Annotated in this window: 16 protein-coding genes; 13 read left to right on the top strand and 3 right to left on the bottom strand. The window is 61.3% G+C overall.

The annotated features are described in order from the left end of the window. Positions 1–227: 227 nt before the first annotated feature. A complete protein-coding gene (locus U8U01_RS00080) occupies positions 228–1,184 on the bottom strand; it encodes a hypothetical protein (protein WP_322168593.1) in 957 nt (318 codons plus the stop codon). 10 nt (positions 1,185–1,194) lie between these two features. Then, complete coding sequence (locus U8U01_RS00075) at positions 1,195–2,346, bottom strand: serine/threonine protein phosphatase (RefSeq protein ID WP_322168590.1); 1,152 nt, start codon at positions 2,344–2,346, stop codon at positions 1,195–1,197. Positions 2,347–2,650: 304 nt separating this feature from the next. Here U8U01_RS00075 and U8U01_RS00070 point away from each other — a divergent pair, with 304 nt between their 5' ends. From U8U01_RS00070 to U8U01_RS00045, 6 genes are all read left to right on the top strand, one after another. Further along, positions 2,651–2,986, top strand: a complete 336-nt coding sequence (locus U8U01_RS00070) for a TM2 domain-containing protein (RefSeq protein ID WP_322168587.1) — start codon at positions 2,651–2,653, stop codon at positions 2,984–2,986. Positions 2,987–3,002: 16 nt separating this feature from the next. Continuing rightward, positions 3,003–3,650: a TM2 domain-containing protein gene (locus U8U01_RS00065; protein ID WP_322168584.1), complete on the top strand. Its 648-nt coding sequence runs from the start codon at positions 3,003–3,005 to the stop codon at positions 3,648–3,650. Positions 3,651–4,095: 445 nt separating this feature from the next. Further along, complete coding sequence (metG, locus tag U8U01_RS00060) at positions 4,096–6,081, top strand: methionine--tRNA ligase (protein WP_322168581.1); 1,986 nt, start codon at positions 4,096–4,098, stop codon at positions 6,079–6,081. A gap of 74 nt (positions 6,082–6,155) precedes the next feature. After that, a complete protein-coding gene (locus tag U8U01_RS00055) occupies positions 6,156–6,980 on the top strand; it encodes a TatD family hydrolase (protein ID WP_322168578.1) in 825 nt (274 codons plus the stop codon). 41 nt (positions 6,981–7,021) lie between these two features. Beyond that, positions 7,022–7,666: a TatD family nuclease-associated radical SAM protein gene (locus tag U8U01_RS00050; RefSeq protein WP_322168575.1), complete on the top strand. Its 645-nt coding sequence runs from the start codon at positions 7,022–7,024 to the stop codon at positions 7,664–7,666. A 44-nt stretch (positions 7,667–7,710) separates the two neighbouring features. Continuing rightward, positions 7,711–7,869, top strand: a complete 159-nt coding sequence (locus tag U8U01_RS00045) for a hypothetical protein (protein ID WP_322168572.1) — start codon at positions 7,711–7,713, stop codon at positions 7,867–7,869. A 139-nt stretch (positions 7,870–8,008) separates the two neighbouring features. Here U8U01_RS00045 and U8U01_RS00040 read toward each other — a convergent pair whose 3' ends face one another. Then, complete coding sequence (locus tag U8U01_RS00040) at positions 8,009–8,203, bottom strand: hypothetical protein (RefSeq protein ID WP_322168569.1); 195 nt, start codon at positions 8,201–8,203, stop codon at positions 8,009–8,011. A 609-nt stretch (positions 8,204–8,812) separates the two neighbouring features. Here U8U01_RS00040 and U8U01_RS00035 point away from each other — a divergent pair. From U8U01_RS00035 to U8U01_RS00005, 7 genes are all read left to right on the top strand, one after another. Next, complete coding sequence (locus U8U01_RS00035; protein ID WP_322168566.1) at positions 8,813–9,739, top strand: TPM domain-containing protein; 927 nt, start codon at positions 8,813–8,815, stop codon at positions 9,737–9,739. A gap of 140 nt (positions 9,740–9,879) precedes the next feature. Next, positions 9,880–11,301 carry an MBOAT family O-acyltransferase gene (locus U8U01_RS00030; RefSeq protein ID WP_322168563.1) on the top strand — a complete coding sequence of 474 codons (1,422 nt, stop codon included), beginning with the start codon at positions 9,880–9,882 and terminating at the stop codon, positions 11,299–11,301. A 38-nt stretch (positions 11,302–11,339) separates the two neighbouring features. Then, positions 11,340–13,262 (top strand): DHHW family protein, encoded by a 1,923-nt coding sequence (locus tag U8U01_RS00025; protein ID WP_322168560.1) that lies wholly within the window; start codon positions 11,340–11,342, stop codon positions 13,260–13,262. 16 nt (positions 13,263–13,278) lie between these two features. Then, on the top strand, positions 13,279–15,069 hold the full coding sequence (locus U8U01_RS00020) for an HAD-IIIC family phosphatase (protein ID WP_322168557.1): 1,791 nt from the start codon (positions 13,279–13,281) through the stop codon (positions 15,067–15,069). A gap of 65 nt (positions 15,070–15,134) precedes the next feature. Next, positions 15,135–15,380 carry an acyl carrier protein gene (locus U8U01_RS00015; RefSeq protein ID WP_322168554.1) on the top strand — a complete coding sequence of 82 codons (246 nt, stop codon included), beginning with the start codon at positions 15,135–15,137 and terminating at the stop codon, positions 15,378–15,380. 3 nt (positions 15,381–15,383) lie between these two features. Continuing rightward, a complete protein-coding gene (locus tag U8U01_RS00010; protein ID WP_322168551.1) occupies positions 15,384–15,710 on the top strand; it encodes a hypothetical protein in 327 nt (108 codons plus the stop codon). A 17-nt stretch (positions 15,711–15,727) separates the two neighbouring features. Beyond that, a complete protein-coding gene (locus U8U01_RS00005; RefSeq protein WP_322168548.1) occupies positions 15,728–16,996 on the top strand; it encodes a cation:proton antiporter in 1,269 nt (422 codons plus the stop codon). Positions 16,997–17,123: the final 127 nt, after the last annotated feature.

The following is a 17,123-nucleotide window of genomic DNA, read 5'->3' as shown; positions in this document are numbered from 1 at the left end:
GAAAATGCCTGCCACCTTTCCCCTCTCCCCACTGTCCCCTCCCCAATGCCTTCCCCCTCAAACACCCCCTCCTCCGCCCCAAAACCCGCCCAATACCCACCCCATACCCGCCTCCTATCCCCTCCCTATCCCCCCGGTATCTGCCCCTTAACCCCTCCATACCCGGCAATCATCCCCCTATAAACCCGCCCTGATCCGCCCCTCCGGGGCTTACCGGGTATAAGCGGCTATATGCGGAAGGCCCCGTTCCCCCCTTCCCGCTTTGCCTCCGGGTCAGGGGCCAGTTGCGGGCGAAGGGGGATGGTGCGCTGGGCCATGGCCGCGTAGGCTTTTTCCAGCAGTGCCAGTTCTTCCATCCCCAGCCCCTCTACCACCGCCTGCATAACCTGCCGGGGCACTTCCGGCTGCGTAACCGCGCTGTACTTCAGCACATTGCTTTCCATCCCCCGGCGGTACGCCCTGCCCCACCGGGCCTTTTCCGCCAGTTCCCTAAACCGCGCCCCGATCTCCCGTACCTGCCCCTTGCGCAGCAGCACATCCCCCTGGGGCAGGGCCTGCAACAGCTTTTCCACCTCCACGCCCCGGCCGTCAAAGCCCTTTGTCACCCCCGCGCCCCGCTGGGCCGGCACCGCTACAAACGAGCACTCATAGGCGTCCGTAGGCTCCAGCAGCACCACATGGGCCAGCCTGCCCCCATAAACCTTCCCTTTCTCATGGCCGCAGCTTTCTTTCCCGCACAGGCCGCACACCCGCCGTCCCACCGCGCAACTGACGCTCACCTCCTTCAAAATACCGCTGTCAATCAACTCCACCGTTTCCCTTGTCCCCTCGGTGCGGGGCAGGTACGCTTTGGCTGTCAGCCTGGCCAGCGGCTCCCCGGCCCTGGTCATCTGCCCCGGCGCCCGTTCCACTTCCGTGTGGTAGATGCGCGCCGTCTGGTTGGCGCTTTTCAGTTCGTGGTCCAAAATGCAGGTCCTGCCCAAAAACAGCGCCTGCAATTTCTCCAGGCTCTCCAGGGCAAACCGCTCATAGTCCCGGTCAATCTCATTGTCGCATAGCACCAGCGCGAAGGTATACACCTCCTCCGGCCCGTAAGGCCGCCGTGTATAGCGGTTGATCTCCTCCATCTCCCCCTGCCCCGGCGCCCCTGCCTTCATCACCAAACCGTCTTTCAACTGCTCCACGCCCCTTTCCTTATTCTTCCGGTACCTGCCTGTCCTCTCCTGCGGCCTTTCTGGCCTGTTCCAGTTCAAACTCCAGTTTCCGTGCCCTGGCCGCGGCGTACATGGCGTTGGCATGGTCCACCTCGTCCTGCATGGTAATCTCCTCCCAGTGGATGCCGCACGCCGGCGGGTAGCCCTCCAAAACCAGCCAGGTCTGGCAGATCTTCCTGGCCACCGGCGTCAATATCCGCCGGTAGGCCTCCAGTTCGCTGGTCAGCACATCCGCCTGCTGGCTGGACATCCGCTCCGTAGACGACCAGGAGAGCCCCAGCAAAAAAGGGGGCAGCCCCAGCTTTGCCACAATCTGCTCCAGCATCTGCCGCACCGGCACCTGGCTGTCCAGTATCTGGTTATCCGCGCCAATGGCCCGTATATCCACATCCCCCACGGCCACAAAGTCCATGGGCTCCTGGCTGGCCATCACCCTTCTCCACTCCGCGGCCACCTGTCCGGCCCGGTCCCCGGCCGGGGCCATCATGCCGTCCGGGCGGCAAGTCACCGCAAACCGCACATTGCCCAGCCGCTCCCAGTTCTTCCCCAGGGCCTGGTAGATCTGCAACAGCACCTGGCTGACGAAAGGCAGCCCCCGCAGCAGGGAAGTCCCCCAAGGTGACCCCGCCGCCGGGTTCAGGGCCGAAACCAGCAGCAGTTCCGGGTACGGGCAGGCCTGTTTCCCCTGGCCGGTCCGGGCCCACACCTTTATGCCCAGGGCCCCGTCCGCCTCCAGTTCCAGGTCCTGCAACCCCGCGTTGTACAGGGCCGCCACCTGCCCGCCGCTTACCACCATCTCCCCCACGGCGTTGCCGTACGTGACCAGCTCCTCCAAATACACCCCCAAAAACTCGTAGATGCCCGCCCCGGCCGCGTTCACCTGTACCCCCTCCAAAAACCCGTGCAGCCGCGCCTGGGCCTCCGGGTCCGGGCAGCTTACCCGGAACTCCCCAATCAGCCGCCGCAGCTTGTAAATAGCCGCGTCAATAATGGGCACATTCTCCCGCAGGGCCCGGTACAGCCCCCATTCCCCCGCGCCCAGGGGCAGGCTCGCCAGGCATTGGCCGCGGCCTGTCTGCACACAGGCCGCGGCAGCCCCCCGTTTTTTCCGAAACCCCAGTATTTCGTCCATCCCCTTTCCCCTGTAATCCAATAAGGCTTTCCGGGACCTCCCGGCCACCGCCCCTTTTGCGTTCCCCGTAAAAGCCCTCTCATATATCCCTCCAAAAACCCAAAAAGTTTCCCTCTAAAAGGAAACTTTCCGAAAATTTTTTTGTTTTTTTTCAAATTTTTTTCCAAACCCCTGTCAAAACCCTTTCGGTAAATTAAGAATCCCTTACTTTTCCCCCTAACCCCTTGCTTCCCCCCGCCCCGCGTGGTAAGATAAGGGCACAACAGGATATCGGGCAAAAAATATTTCAAAGAGGTGCATTGATATGGCAGATTACAACAACAACGGCTACCAGCCCCAGGGCCAGCAACCCATGTACAATCCTCCCCAGTACCAGCCCCAGGCGGGCATCGACCCGCCTCCCGGCTACTTACAGCGCAGCCGCATGGCGGCGGGCATCCTGGCCATCCTGCTGGGTGCCTACGGCGTCCACAGCTTTTACCTGGGCAATACCTCACGGGGGCTCATCCAACTGCTGGTTTCCTTTCTCACCTGCGGTTTCGGCGCCATCGCCATGGCCATCTGGGGCATCATGGACGGCGTCAAGCTGCTGGACGGCCGCATCAACACCGACGCCAACGGCGTCTACCTAAAAGACTGATAAGGAGGAGCCAACCATGTGTGATCTTGATAACAACACCCCCACCCCGGAAAACCCCGTAACCCCCTCCACCCCGGAAACGCCCCAGCCTGCGCCGGCCGGGCAGCCAGCCCCCCAACCGGCAGAGGAGCCCGCTTGGACGCCCCCCACCCCCCAGCTCACCCTGGAGCCGGACCCGGTGGCCCCGTCCATCCAGTTCCCCCAGCCGCCCCGTGCCCCGGAGCCTCCCGCCCCGGAGCCCCAGCCGGCGCCCCCTCAGCAGCCCGGGCAGGAGCAGCCCCCTGTGCAGTACGCCACCTACAACTACAATTTCAACGCCCCGCCTGAGCCCAACGGCTACCAGCCCCCCAACTTCACGGCCCAAAGCTACCAGGCGCGGCCCCAGCAGCCCAAGTACACCACGCCCCCTCCGGGCTATCAGCAAAAAAGCCGCCTGGCTGCCGGCCTGCTGGCCTTTATGCTGGGGGGCCTGGGCATCCACAACTTCTACCTGGGGTTCAATACACGGGGCACCATCCAGCTTATCCTCTGCCTGGCAGTGGGCCTGTTCACCTGCGGCCTGGGCTCTATCGCCGCCTTCATCTGGGGTTTCATCGAGGCTGTGGGCCTCCTCTCCTCCAACAACCCCCGGTTCGACGGCAACGGTGTCATCCTGCGGGATTGACCCCCAACCGCCGGCAAATTCTACCCAAAAAGCGCCCGGGGCCACCCCCGGCGCTTTTTGTATACCTTTTAAATAGGCTGTCCCCCGCCCCCTTTAAAAACAAGTATTTACAAATCAGGAAATAAATGGTAAAATATATGTTAATTACAGTTTTATACGGAAACTGGAGGCGTTTATGAGAGATAAGCGGACCCTTTTCGTGCGGGTCACCGCCGGCCTGCTGGCCCTTCTGATGCTGGCCGCGGTGTTCTCCGCGCTGCTGATGCGTTAGCAGCCCCGCCGTTTGCCGCAGATCATGGGAGGAGGAAGGTAAGTTGCGCATCTTTTTGGCCATCATAAAGTGTAATGTGTTTTCCCGGCGAATGTGACCCCCGCACACATGGCCGGGCGTCCGGCCATGGCACAGTAAGATCATACGGTAGAACCGTTACTTTGGGAGGAAACTATGGAAAACAACTATAAAGGGAAATATTATATCACCACCGCCATTGCCTACACCTCTGGCAAGCCCCACATCGGCAATGTGTCCGACCCCGTTGTGGCGGACGCCATCGCCCGTTTCAAGCGTATGCAGGGCTATGACGTATACTTTCAGACCGGCACCGACGAACACGGCAAAAAGAACGAGCAAAAGGCCAAAGCCCAGGGCGTTACCCCCCAGGCGTACGTAGACGGCACCGCCGCCCTGGTCCGGCAGCAGTTCGACCTGATGAACCTCTCCTACGACCACTTTATCCGCACCACCGACGAATACCACGTCAAAGAGGTGCAAAAGATTTTCAAAAAGCTCTATGACCAGGGGGATATCTATAAAGGCGCCTACGAGGGCCTCTATTGCGACGAATGCGAGTCCTTCCTCACCGAAAGCCAGTTGGTAGACGGCAAGTGCCCCGACTGCGGCCGCGCCCCCCGCCCGGAAAAGGAGGAGGCCTATTTCTTCAAGATGAGCAACTACGCCCAGCGGCTCATCGACCACATCAACGCCCACCCGGACTTCATCCAGCCCGTGTCCCGCCGCAACGAGATGATGAACAACTTCCTGCTGCCCGGCCTGCAAGACCTTTGCGTGTCCCGCACCTCCATCAAGTGGGGTGTGCCCGTAGACTTTGACCCCCAGCACGTGGTCTATGTCTGGCTGGATGCCCTAACCAACTATATTACCGGCATCGGCTATCACTGCGGCGGCGAAAGCGGCGAGCTCTTCAACCGGTTCTGGCCCGCCGACTTGCACGTTATCGGCAAAGACATCACCCGGTTCCACACCATCTACTGGCCCATCTTCCTCATGGCCCTGGGCCTACCCCTGCCCAAGCAGGTGTTCGGCCACCCCTGGTTCATGATGGACGGGGGCAAGATGAGCAAATCCGCCGGCAATGTCCTGTATGCCGATGACCTGGTGGATATCTTCGACGTAGACGCCGTGCGGTACTTCGTGCTGCGGGAGCTCCCCTTTGAAAGCGACGGCGACATCACCTGGGAGGCCGTGAACAACCGCACCAACAGCGACCTGGCCAATGTGCTGGGCAACCTGGTAAACCGCACCATCTCCATGCTCAATAAGTATTTTGACGGCAAGGTGGAGGACTGCGGCGTGGCCGAGCCCTGCGACGATGACCTGCGGGCCGTGGTCAGCGCCTGCCGGGACAAAATGGCGGCAAAGATGGACCAGTTGCACACCGCCGACGCCCTCAACGAGCTCTTCACCCTGTTCAAGCGCTGCAATAAATATATTGACGAAACCGCCCCCTGGCTGCTGGCCAAAGATACCTTCAAGTACGCCCGGCTGTCCACGGTGCTGTATAACCTGGCCGATTCCATCACCACCGGCGCCACCCTGCTCTTCCCCTTTATGCCGGATACCTCCGTGTCCATCCTCCGGCAGTTGGGCACCGTTCCCCTGCCCTGGGAGCACCTGGCCCAGGCCCACAACTACCCTGTTAAGGGCGGCAAGGTGACGGACAAGCCGGAAATCCTCTTCCAGCGCCAGGAACTGGACGACGTCTACGCCCGGCTGGAGGAGAAGTACGCCGCTGAAAAAGCCGCTGCCGCCGCCCCGGACCCGGATATGGAAGCCCGCATCCGCCTGGGCCAGCAGCTCCACGAAACCTTAAAGATCGGTATCGAGGACTTCATGTCCATTGACCTGCGGGTGGCCAAGGTGGTCGATTGCCAGCCCGTCAAGCGGGCCAAAAAGCTTTTGCGCCTCACCCTGGATGACGGCACCGCCACCCTGCGCACCGTGGCCTCCGGCATTGCCCAGTACTATAAGCCGGAGGAGCTGGTGGGCCGCCAGGTAGCCGTGGTGTCCAACCTGCGCCCCGCCACCCTCTGCGGCGTAGAGAGCCAGGGCATGATCCTGGCCGCGGACGCCGGCGAGGGGGTCCGGGTCCTCTTTACCGACGGCCTCCCGGTAGGTTCCAGGCTCCGGTAAGCTGCCGCGGGCAAAGCTATGCGGCCTTTACCCGCGGTAAACCCTTGTCCCTTCTCCCTGAAAGGAGGATAGCTATGCCCGCAAAAGAGATCTACGAGATCTACGATTCCCACGCCCATTACGATGACGATGCCTTTGCCGGCGACAGGGCCTGGTTGCTGGAGCACGAGTTACCCCTAGGCGGTGTGCGCTGTGTTATCAACATGGGCACCCGCATCCGTAGCTGCGCCGCCTCTATGGGGCTGGCCGACCTGAACCCCTACTTCTTCGCGGCAGTGGGCATCCACCCGGAGGAGATCGATGACTCCCTGCCGGAAAACTGGCTGGACTGCCTGCGGGTCTGGCTGGAGGGCGGCGCCGTAGCCGTGGGCGAAATCGGCCTGGACTACCACTGGAAGGACACCGCCCCGCGGGACCGGCAGATCCAGGTGTTCACCGCCCAGTTGGAGTTGGCCAACCAGATGGGGTTCCCCGTCTGTGTCCATGACCGGGACGCCCACTCCGACGTGCTGGAACTGCTCCGGCTCTACCGCCCCCAGGGGGTCGTGCACTGCTTTTCCGGCAGCGTAGAGATGGCCCGCGCGATTGTGGATCTGGGGATGTACATTGGCATCGGCGGGGCGGTCACCTTTAAAAACGCCCGCAAAATAACCGAGGTCGCCCGGGCCATCCCCCTGGACCGCCTGCTGCTGGAAACCGACGCCCCCTACATGGCCCCCGACCCCCACCGGGGCACCCGCAACGATTCCACCTATATCCCCCTCATCGCGGAGAAGATCGCCCAACTGCGGGGGGAAACCACCCGCAGCATCCTGGAGGCCGCCAACGGGAACCTGCGCCGGCTCTTCCGCCTGGACAACATCCCCCAACACATCGCCCCGGTCACACATATCTATTAAAGCCGGGTAAAATATGGTTTTACATGGGAGTCGATCAAGCTATGGAAAACGAAAAGACTGAAATCGGCCTTTTTCACGGGGCCAGTATTACCTATGCGTATCAGGAAAACCTGTATATCAACATGACCAACCTCTGCCCCAACCGCTGCGATTTTTGCCTGCGCCAGAACAGTTCCGGCAGCCTGTACGCCACCAACCTCTGGTACCAGGACGGCGAGCCCACCCGCCAGGAGATATGGGCCCAGCTACAGCGCCGGGACCTGAACCGCTATATGGAGATCGTGTTCTGCGGCTATGGCGAGCCCGCCTGCCGCTGGGACGACATGATGTGGCTCTGCGACCAGATCCGGGCCTGCGGCTCCCACTTCATCCGCCTCAATACCAACGGCCTGGCCAACCTTATCACCGGCCGCAACGCCGCCCTTGAGTTGGACGGCCGGTTCGACGCCGTTTCCGTCAGCCTCAACGCCAGCACCGCCGAGGGCTACGACGCCATCTGCCACAGCCGTTTCGGCCTACAGGCTTTCCCAGCCATCCTGCGGTTTACCAGCACCGCGGTGCTCAACGTCCCCCATGTGCGCATGACGGTGGTCAGCACCATGCCCAAAGCCGAGCAGGACGCCTGCCGCCAGATTGCCGAAAGCGTCGGTGCCGATTTTTTCGTGCGGGAATATATTGCCTCCTAATTGGCATCCTAATGGGGAAACTTCTCTCTTCGGGAGGAATCCCCATGTATCTTGCCAAAATATGGCTGGCCCTGCTGGGCCTGTTGCTGGCCTTGTCCCTCACCGCCTGCGCCTCCCCCGCCGGCCCCGCCCAGGGCACCGAGCTGGGCGGCCTGCGCCGGGTTTCTGTCCTTACCCCCGGCGTTCTGCCTCCGGCGGCTTAAACCCCTTTCTGTAGAAAGGGGTTTAAGAATCCCCAAAGACTTTCATGCCGTTATCCACGGCCCTCTTTGCGCCACACCCCTCCTAGCGGGTTTCCATCCTTGCCTCCGGCGGCTTAAACCCCTTTCTGTAGAAAGGGGTTTAAAAATCCTCAAAGACTTTCATGCCGTTATCCGCGGCCCTCTTTGCGCCACGCCCCTCCTCGACCATCCGCTCCGCTTGGTGTTCTTTTATTTTTCTTTTTCTATTTTTCTTTTTTTCTGTTATATTTTTTGTTTTTCTTTGATTTTGTGTTTTTTGCAATTTTTTCACTTTATTTCCGATTTTCCCATCCATTTCCTCTATCTATATAAAGAGGCCGCTCCCTGCCCGCCCCACCGGCTATTCTCTCGACTATCTGTCGAGAAAATAGCCGGTTTTTCTTTTTCTCTCCACGCCCCTCCCCCAACTCGAATCCGCCCTATTATAGGGGCGTATCCAAAATAAAGGGTTTAAAAATGAGGTTTCGGCGAACAAATAATAAAAGTTTCGTCTGCTCGCCTGCCGGTTCGGCCAGTTCGTGACGGCCGCTCTACTTGGCTGCGCCAAGTAGCCGGTGGCCCTCGCCCTTTTCAAACGGGCAAACAATAAAAGTTTCGTCCACCTTTTCAAAGGTGGTGGGGTTTTTAGGGGGCGACAATCGCCAGTGGCGATTTCCCGTTGCCGGCCGAGGCGGCAGCCGAGAATCAAAGCCCAAGAGTTGGCTACGCCAACTCTCCATCGCCGAAGGCCAACATTTCGTCATAAACTCTTTTTATAGGCCCGCCCTGCTGTGGGCGCTACTTGACATATTAGGCCAATCAGAGTAGAATAGGGTAAGATATTGCCCACGGCAGAGCGCGGCCCCTATGCGGTTAAAGGGGCGGCGCGTATTCGCATATCCCCGGAGGAGAGGTAGATGTACCCGTGAAAGCCATTACAGCCCGGCTGCACGCAGCCCCGCGCATTTTTTTAACTGGCGCCGTAACCGTCCTGCTGCTTTTAGCGTCCCTATATTGTACCCCCACGCCGGCCCGGGCAGAGAGCGCGCCCGCCACCCAGTACCCCCAGCCCGGGCAGGCGTTCTATTATTATGATGAGCCCAATGTACTGGGCGAGGCCACCCGTGCGGACATCCTGGCCAAAAACGCCACCCTCTATGAAAAATATGGGGTACAGGTTGTGGTGCTGGCCGTCAACAGCCTGCCGGCCGGCGATTACCCCCAGCGAGTCGCCTATCTGCGGGGGCTGATGGACAACTGGCAAGTAGGCGGCCCTGAGGGCCGGGGCCTGCTCCTGGCCCTGTCCATTGCCGATGAAGACTACCTGGCCGTGTCCGGCTCCCGGCTGAAGGACAGCTTTACCACCGAGAGCCTGAAAACCCTGCTGGACCAGCAGCTTGAGCCGGACTTCAGCGCCAAAAACTACGACGCCGGCGCCGCCAAGTTTTTTTCCGCCGCCGTATCCCAGGCAGATGCCTACTGTGCCGCCCACCCGGAGGTATTCGGCGCCCCCTCCCAGGACCCCGCGTCCAGCCAGGGCTCCATCGTCAGCGTCAAAACCGGCAAAAAGAAGGGGGCCGTCCCTGTGCTGGTGTGGGTTGCCTGCGCGGCCGGGGCGGTCGCGGTTCTCAGCATCGCGGTATTTGTACTGGCCGGCCAGGGCCACCGCCGCAGGCGGGGCAGCCGCCACGGGGTCCACCGGCGCAGCCCGATTATCACCCCGTCCCGCACCAATGTGCTGCATTACGAGAGCCGCCCAACCCTACATATCCGCTCGTCCAGCCGGGCCACCGGCGCGTACCGCAGCCAAAAAACCACCCGCACCCGTACCAATATCGACCGCCGGCCCTGATAAAGGGCTGGGTGCCTGCCCCCACGCCGTCCCATGGGCGGCGTAGCCCCGGCGCGTAAGGGGGCTTTGGGCCCGCCTGGCAAAATTTGCCGAAAGCCCCCGCCCCTTGTCCCAAAACCGCCCGAAAAGGAGATGTCGTCATGGTCTTTGCCGATTTGTTTTTCATATACTGTTTCCTGCCCCTTTGCCTTATCTGCTACCTGCTGGCCCGCAGCCTGCCCGCCAAAAACGTGGTGCTCATTGTGTTCTCCCTGGTTTTCTACGCCTGGGGCGAGCCCCTGTGGATCCTCCTGCTCCTGTTCAGTTCCCTGCTGAACTGGGCCATCGGCCTGCTGGTGGAAAAAAGCCGGGGCACCCCTGGCGCCAAAGCCGCCGTGGCCGCCGGCATTATCATAGACATCGCCCTGCTGGTCATCTTCAAGTACAGCGGTTTCCTGGTAGAAAACTTCAACGGCCTCACCGGCCTCCAACTGCCCGTGCCCCAAATCCGTATGCCCATCGGCATCAGCTTTTTCACCTTCCAGGCCATCTCCTATGTGCTGGACTGCTACTGGGAAAGCGTCACCGTGCAAAGGCATTGGACCCGTTTCCTCCTGTACCTCTCCCTGTTCCCCCAACTGATCGCCGGCCCCATCGTGCGCTACAGCGTGGTCGAGGACGAGATCGAGAACCGCCAGGTCACTGTCACCGACCTGTGCGAGGGGGCCTTGCGGGTGATCGTCGGCCTGGCCAAAAAGGTGATCCTGGCCAACAACCTGTGGGCCATTGTGGCCACCTTTTTCGGCAAAGATATCACCGGCCTGTCGGTGCTGGGCACCTGGTACACGGTCATCGCCTATTCCCTGTACGTCTATTTTGACTTCAGCGGCTATTCGGACATAGCCATCGGCCTGGGCCGTATGTTCGGTTTCCATTTTGACGAGAACTTTCGCCACCCCTTTGCCTGCAAAACCATTGCCGAGTTCTGGCAGCGCTGGCACATCTCCCTGGGCTCCTTTTTCCGCGACTATCTGCTCTATGTGCCCATTTTCGGCCAAAACCGCAAGTATTTCAGCCTGTTCCTGGTGTGGTTCTGCACCGGCGTCTGGCATGGCGCCGCCTGGAACTACATCCTCTGGGGCCTGTACTTCGGCTGTTTCATCTTCTTTGAGCAAAAATTGGGCAAAAAGCGCATCAAAAGCTGGCCTGTTTGGTGGAAACATATCTACAGCAAGCTGGTCATCATCATCGGTTTCGGCATTTTCTATTTTGAGGACCTAGGCCAGTTGGGGCAGTTTTTCCTCAACCTTTCCGGTGTCAGTATGCTCACCAACAGCGCCCCCTTCTGGGACTCCATCACCTGGGTGTCTTTCCTCAACAACATTTTCCTGGTCGGCGGCTCCATCCTGTTCAGCCTACCGCTGCTGCCCAAAGTCAAAAGCTTTTTCCTGGAAAGCGGCAACGATACCCTGTACATTACCGGCCGGGTCGGCTCCACGGTGCTGTGCCTGGGCCTGCTGGCCATTGTCAGCATCCTCCTGGTGGATTCCACCAACAACGTGTTCCTCTACTGGCGTTTCTGATGCCGCGCCCCACTTTATATAAAGGAAGGTGAACGTCTATGGATAACCATTACCGCCGCCCGGCCCCGCCCCAGGGGCAGGCCCGCCCCGCCCGCACGTCCCAGGGGCGTATCTCCCCGCCCATCCAAACCACCCGCCAGCCGGGGCAGGCATACAGCAACCGCCCCGGTGCGCCCTATGACCTCTCCCTGTTCGCCCCCGGCCGGCAGCCCCGCCAGCGGGACCCCTCCCGCACCGCCGTTATCCGGCAGGCCCGCCCGGCCCCTCCGGCAGATCCCCCCGCCTACACCGGCTCCGATATCCTGCTGGACTCCCTGACCAGTACCTTCGACCTGCCCAGCACCCCTGCGGAGCCCGCCGGTTACACGCCCGCCTATGGCCCGGCCGGGCCCCCCGCCCCGCAGGTATCCGCCCCCGGTGCCTCCACCCGGCAGGCGGCAGGCCCGGCCCCCCGCGCCCGCCGCAAAACCCAGGACCGCCGGGCCCTGCTGGAAAAGCGCCTGTCCCTCATCCTCGCCGGCGTGCTGGCCCTGTGTTTCCTGTCCGCCGCCGTGCTGCTGGCCCTGCTGCCCCGCCCCACCGAGTCCGCCATCGAAAAGCGCCAGCTAGCCACCTTCCCGGCCTTTTCCCTCCAAAGCTATTTTTCCGGCGAGTTCACCGCCGGCATCGCCACCTTTTATGACGATACCGTGCCCAACCGGGACGGTTTCAAGCATATGGGCAACAACTTCAAGTCCATCTTCGGCATAGCCGCCGCCAATGAGGACGGCTTTGTGGAGATCAGCGGCAACATCAAAAAGGTCAACCAGCAGGGTAGCCAAACCGGCCCGGACACCCCGGCCGGCCCCTCTGCCGCCCAGCCCACCCCGCCTGAAAACGGCAACGCCCCCCAGCCCACCCCGGACGGTGCCGGTGCCGCCGGCCAGGTAGGCGCCGGGGTCAATGTGTCCCTGGAGGGCGCCGCGGGCCGCCATATGGCAGACCCCACCCCTGTCCCGGCCAATATGCCCCCCGCGGAGGATGTGGACTCCTCCAACGGCATCACCATCATCAAGCAGGGCGGCCACTACCGGGGCCTCGAGCTCTTTGCCGGCGGCGTGGGCGATACCTACGCCCAGGGCCTCAACGAGCTCCACCGCCAACTGGGGGACAGCGTCCAGATCTACTCCATGCCCGCCCCTCTGTCCAGCCAGTTCTATATCCCGGACAGCCAGCGGGAGTACTCCGCCGACCAGTCCAAGTGCTTTGACGACACCCATGCCCTTTTGGACGCGGGCATCCACGCCATCAACCTGTGCCCCATCCTGGCCCAGCACGCCGGCGAGGACATCTACAGCCGCACCGACCACCACTGGCAGCCCCTGGGGGCCTATTACGCGGCCCAGGCCCTGGCCTCGGCGGCAGGTGTCCCCTTCGATGACCTCTCCGCCTACACCCCCGGTACCATCGAGAACTTCGTGGGCACCCTGTACGCCTTCAGCCAGTCCTCCTACCTGCTCAATGACCCGGAAACTTTCACCTACTATATCCCCTCCGCCCCCTACAGCGCCGTGTATTATAACGGTGATTTCGGTTTCGAGTGGGATGACGACGACCTGTTCGCCCAGGGCGTTACCGGGCAGGCGGGCGACGCCTACCTGTACTATTTGGGCGGCGACCAGTACGTGGTCCGGGCCGATACCCAGGTGCAAAACGGCCGCAAGCTGCTGGTAGTCAAAGACAGCTACGGCAATGCCACCGTGCCCTTCTACACCAACTCCTTCCAGCAGGTCATTGTGCTGGACGCCCGGTATTTCAACCGCAACCTGGTCAGTTTTATCCGGGATATGGGCATCACCGACGTGGTATTCACCATGTCGTCCTTCTCGGTGGTGGGGGAAAACGCCGGGTATATCGGCAGCATGATCACCCAAAACGCCGGCGAAACCATTACAGACCCCTACACCGGCCCCACATCCTGACCACAAGGAGGCAGCTATGAGAGAACTGGAATATCCCTTTGATGCCGGCGAGATCATCCGCCGGCGGAAAGCCCTGCGCCGGGCCCTGCTGGCGGACGGAGCCCCCCGCATCCCCAAAAAGATCGCCGTACTGGGCGGCTCCACCACCCATGACATCGTCAGCACCCTGGAGCTGTTTTTGCTGGACGCCGGCATCCAGCCGGCATTCTACCAGTCCGAATACGGCCAATATTTTCAGGACGCCATGTTCCCCCCCGACGCACTGCTGGACTTTGGGCCGGATCTGGTTTTCGTCCACACCACCAGCCGCAACATCACCCAGTGGCCCGCCCTCACAGACAGCCCCCAACAGGTGGAGGAGAAGTTCACCGCCGAGTTGGGCCGCTTTCAGGCCATGTGGCAAAGCATAAGCGAAAAGCTGCGCTGCCCCATCATCCAGAACAATTTCGAGCCTCCCCTCTACCGGGTGCTGGGCAACCGGGACGGCTGGGACGTCCACGGCCGGGGCCATTTTACCGCCCGGCTGAACGGGGCCTTTGCCGCCTACGCCCAGGCCCATCCGGGCTTTTACCTCAACGATGCCGCCTACCTGGCCGCGGACTTCGGCCTGCGCCGCTGGGCCGACCCCGCCTTCTGGACCATGTACAAGTACGCCATGTGTTTCGAGGCCATCCCGGCCTTTGCCTTCAGCGTGGCCCATATCGTCAAGTCCCTGTTCGGCCGCAACAAAAAGGCCCTGGCCCTGGACCTGGACAACACCCTTTGGGGCGGCGTGGTAGGCGATGACGGGGTGGACGGCATCGAGATCGGCCAGGAAACCGGCGTCAGCCAATCCTATTACGAGTTCCAAAGCTACCTTAAGCAACTCAGCGCCGCTGGCGTCCTGTTAACGGTCTGCTCCAAAAACGACGAGGAAAACGCCCTGGCCGGCCTGCGCCACCCGGAAGGCCTCCTGCGCCCGGAGGATTTTGTGGCCATCAAGGCCAACTGGGAGAACAAGGACCGCAACCTGGCCGAAACCGCCCGCCAACTGGACATCCTCCCCGAGTCCCTGGTGTTTGCCGATGACAACCCAGCCGAGCGGGCGATCGTCCGGGCCCAACTGCCCGGTACCGCCGTGCCGGAGATGGACGCGGTAGAAAACTACATCGTCAACATAGACCGGGGCGGCTATTTCGAGGCCACCAACTTCAGCAAAGACGACCTGGGCCGGGGGGAGATGTACCGGGCCAACGCCCAGCGGGCCGCCCAGCAGGCCCAGTTTGCCGACTACGGCCAGTATCTGCGCAGCCTGGAGATGCACGCCTTTATCGGCGACTTCCAGCCCGTATACCTCAGCCGCATCACCCAGTTGACCAACAAATCCAACCAGTTCAACCTGACCACCCGCCGCTACACCCCCCAGCAGATGGAAGACGCCTATCAGGACCCGGCCCGTATCCGGCTGTTCGGCAAGCTGACGGACAAGTTCGGGGACAACGGCGTGGTGTCGGTGGTCATCGGCCAAATAAACGGCAGCGCCCTGGATATCGAACTCTGGCTGATGAGCTGCCGGGTGCTCAAACGGGACATGGAACTGGCCATGCTGGACGAGCTGGCCGCCTGCTGCCAAAAGCGGGGGCTGCAAACCCTCCGGGGTTTCTACTACCCCACCGCCAAAAACGGCATGGTCAAGGGCCTCTACCAAAGCTTTGGCTTTACCCTGGTGTCCAAAGACGAAACCGGCGGCACCGTTTGGGAACTCCCCTTGGCGGGCTACCAAAAGAAGTGCCAGGTCATAGAGGTATCGCCCCCCGAAGGCGCGTAACCCCCCGCATCCCAGGGAAAACCCGTATGCCCACACCATAACAAACCACAGAAAGGACGATCCCCATGAACGAAAGAGAAATCTTCACCCGCCTAAACCGTGTATTCCAAGAGGTTTTCGACGACCGCACCATCCGCGTCGGCCCCCAAACCACCGCCGATGATATCGAGGACTGGGACAGCCTGGAGCACATCACCCTCATCTCCGCCGTAGAGCGGGAGTTCCGCATGAAGTTTAAGATGGGGGAGATCTCCTCCATGCGCAATGTGGGCGAAATGGCCCAAATCATCGCCCAGCGCGCCAAAGCCTAGGGCTTGTTTGAAAATAGAGGAAATGTTGGCTTTTTGGCCAGAAGTGGCCAGATTCAAGAAAAAAACCGCAAGGCAACCTCGTGGTTGACGAGGATTTTTGACGCGGAAGATGGCCGCTTTCGATGTTCGCTTTGCGAAATCGGGCAAAAGACGGCGTTTTCGATTTTTCAAACGATCCCTAAAACCGCCTGTGAATATGGCCAAAAAAACGCCCATATTCTGCAAGTTTCCCCCTTTCCACAAGTTGACAAATCCCTACCGGAAGTGTACTATAAGGGATGCCGGGTTTTGCGCCCGGCGTTCCTTTTCGTTTCTCCCACTTTATTATAGAAAAGAAGGATAACCCCATGATTTTGCTCCTATGCATTTCCGTAGCCCTGGTGGCCGGCCTGCTGATGACCCGCCTGTTCAAGCGTTTCCACCTGCCGGACGTTACCTCCTACCTGATCGCCGGCGTGCTGCTGGGTCCCTGCCTTTTGGGCCGGCTGGGCGTGCCGGGCCTGGGCTTTGGCAGCTTTGCGCTGGTAGAAACCTACCAGCCCATCTCCGACGTAGCCCTTGGCTTTATCGCCTTTGCCATCGGCAGCGAGTTCCGCCTCTCCTCCCTGCGCACCACCGGCCGGGCCGCGGTCATTGTGGGCATCTTCCAGGCCCTGGCCGCCACGCTGCTGGTCGATGCCGCCCTGCTGGTCCTCCACCTGTTTTTGGGGGACAAGCTACCCGTTTCCGCCGCCATCACCCTGGGGGCTATCGCCGCCGCCACGGCCCCTGCGGCCACCCTTATGGTGGTACGCCAGTATAAGGCCAAGGGCCCCCTCACCGAGCTCCTGCTGCCTGTGGTGGCCCTGGATGACGCCGTGGGCCTGGTCATCTTCGCCATCTCCTTTGGCGCGGCCCAGGCCATGGAGTCCAACAGCGCCAGCCTGGCCTCCATCGCCGTAGAGCCCCTGCTGGAGATCCTCCTCTCCCTGGCCTTGGGCGCGCTTTTGGGCTGGGTCCTCACCTTTATGGAGCGCTGGTTCCTCTCCAACCGCAACCGGGTGGCCATGATCGCCGGGTTCGTGGTGGCAGCCGTGGCCCTGTCCATGATCACCCTGCCTCTGGGCGGGCTCACCGTAAAGTTCTCCTCCCTGCTGGTCTGCATGATGATGGGCACCGTGTTCTGCAACACCTGCCCCAATTCCGAAGACCTTATGGGCCGGGCGGACAAGTGGTCCGCCCCCCTGCTCACCCTGTTCTTCGTGCTCAGCGGCGCCGAACTACACCTGGACGTGTTCACCGACCTGGCCGTGGTGGGCATCGGGGTGGTCTATATCCTGTCCCGCTCCCTGGGCAAGTATTTCGGGGCGATGGCCAGCAGCAAAGCCGCCCAGTGCAGCCCCGCCATCCAGAAGTACCTGGGTATCACCCTGCTGCCCCAGGCGGGGGTGGCCTTGGGCATGGCCTCCCAGGTGGGGGTGCTGGGGGATATCGGCTCCACCATCCGCAGCATCGTGCTCTTTGGCGTGCTGATCTACGAGCTGGTCGGCCCCACCCTCACCAAAATGGCCCTTACCGCCGCCGGGGATATCCAGCCCAAGCAGCCCAAAGGCTCCAAAACCGCCACCACCGCTTAGGGCTTGTCTAGATAGTGTCTACACAAGGTAGAGGAATTGTGATAGAATGGAAGCATCAAAAAAGACAGGAGAGGAAAAGATGGATGCTTCCTATCACAGACACGACATAAGCGATCAAGTGTGGTCG

The sequence above is a fragment of the Acutalibacter caecimuris genome (genome assembly GCF_034335085.1).
Taxonomy (GTDB): domain Bacteria; phylum Bacillota; class Clostridia; order Oscillospirales; family Acutalibacteraceae; genus Acutalibacter; species Acutalibacter caecimuris.
The sequence above is the reverse complement of the archived record's forward strand: the minus strand, read 5'-3'. Positions and strand labels throughout refer to the sequence as shown.

Coding starts and splice junctions, on each gene's coding strand:
- U8U01_RS00075 (WP_322168590.1), bottom strand. CDS start 2,346: ATGGACGAAATACTGGGGTTTCGGAAAAAACGGGGGGCTGCCGCGGCC.
- U8U01_RS00070 (WP_322168587.1), top strand. CDS start 2,651: ATGGCAGATTACAACAACAACGGCTACCAGCCCCAGGGCCAGCAACCC.
- U8U01_RS00065 (WP_322168584.1), top strand. CDS start 3,003: ATGTGTGATCTTGATAACAACACCCCCACCCCGGAAAACCCCGTAACC.
- metG (WP_322168581.1), top strand. CDS start 4,096: ATGGAAAACAACTATAAAGGGAAATATTATATCACCACCGCCATTGCC.
- U8U01_RS00055 (WP_322168578.1), top strand. CDS start 6,156: ATGCCCGCAAAAGAGATCTACGAGATCTACGATTCCCACGCCCATTAC.
- U8U01_RS00050 (WP_322168575.1), top strand. CDS start 7,022: ATGGAAAACGAAAAGACTGAAATCGGCCTTTTTCACGGGGCCAGTATT.
- U8U01_RS00045 (WP_322168572.1), top strand. CDS start 7,711: ATGTATCTTGCCAAAATATGGCTGGCCCTGCTGGGCCTGTTGCTGGCC.
- U8U01_RS00040 (WP_322168569.1), bottom strand. CDS start 8,203: ATGGATGGGAAAATCGGAAATAAAGTGAAAAAATTGCAAAAAACACAA.
- U8U01_RS00030 (WP_322168563.1), top strand. CDS start 9,880: ATGGTCTTTGCCGATTTGTTTTTCATATACTGTTTCCTGCCCCTTTGC.
- U8U01_RS00025 (WP_322168560.1), top strand. CDS start 11,340: ATGGATAACCATTACCGCCGCCCGGCCCCGCCCCAGGGGCAGGCCCGC.
- U8U01_RS00020 (WP_322168557.1), top strand. CDS start 13,279: ATGAGAGAACTGGAATATCCCTTTGATGCCGGCGAGATCATCCGCCGG.
- U8U01_RS00015 (WP_322168554.1), top strand. CDS start 15,135: ATGAACGAAAGAGAAATCTTCACCCGCCTAAACCGTGTATTCCAAGAG.
- U8U01_RS00005 (WP_322168548.1), top strand. CDS start 15,728: ATGATTTTGCTCCTATGCATTTCCGTAGCCCTGGTGGCCGGCCTGCTG.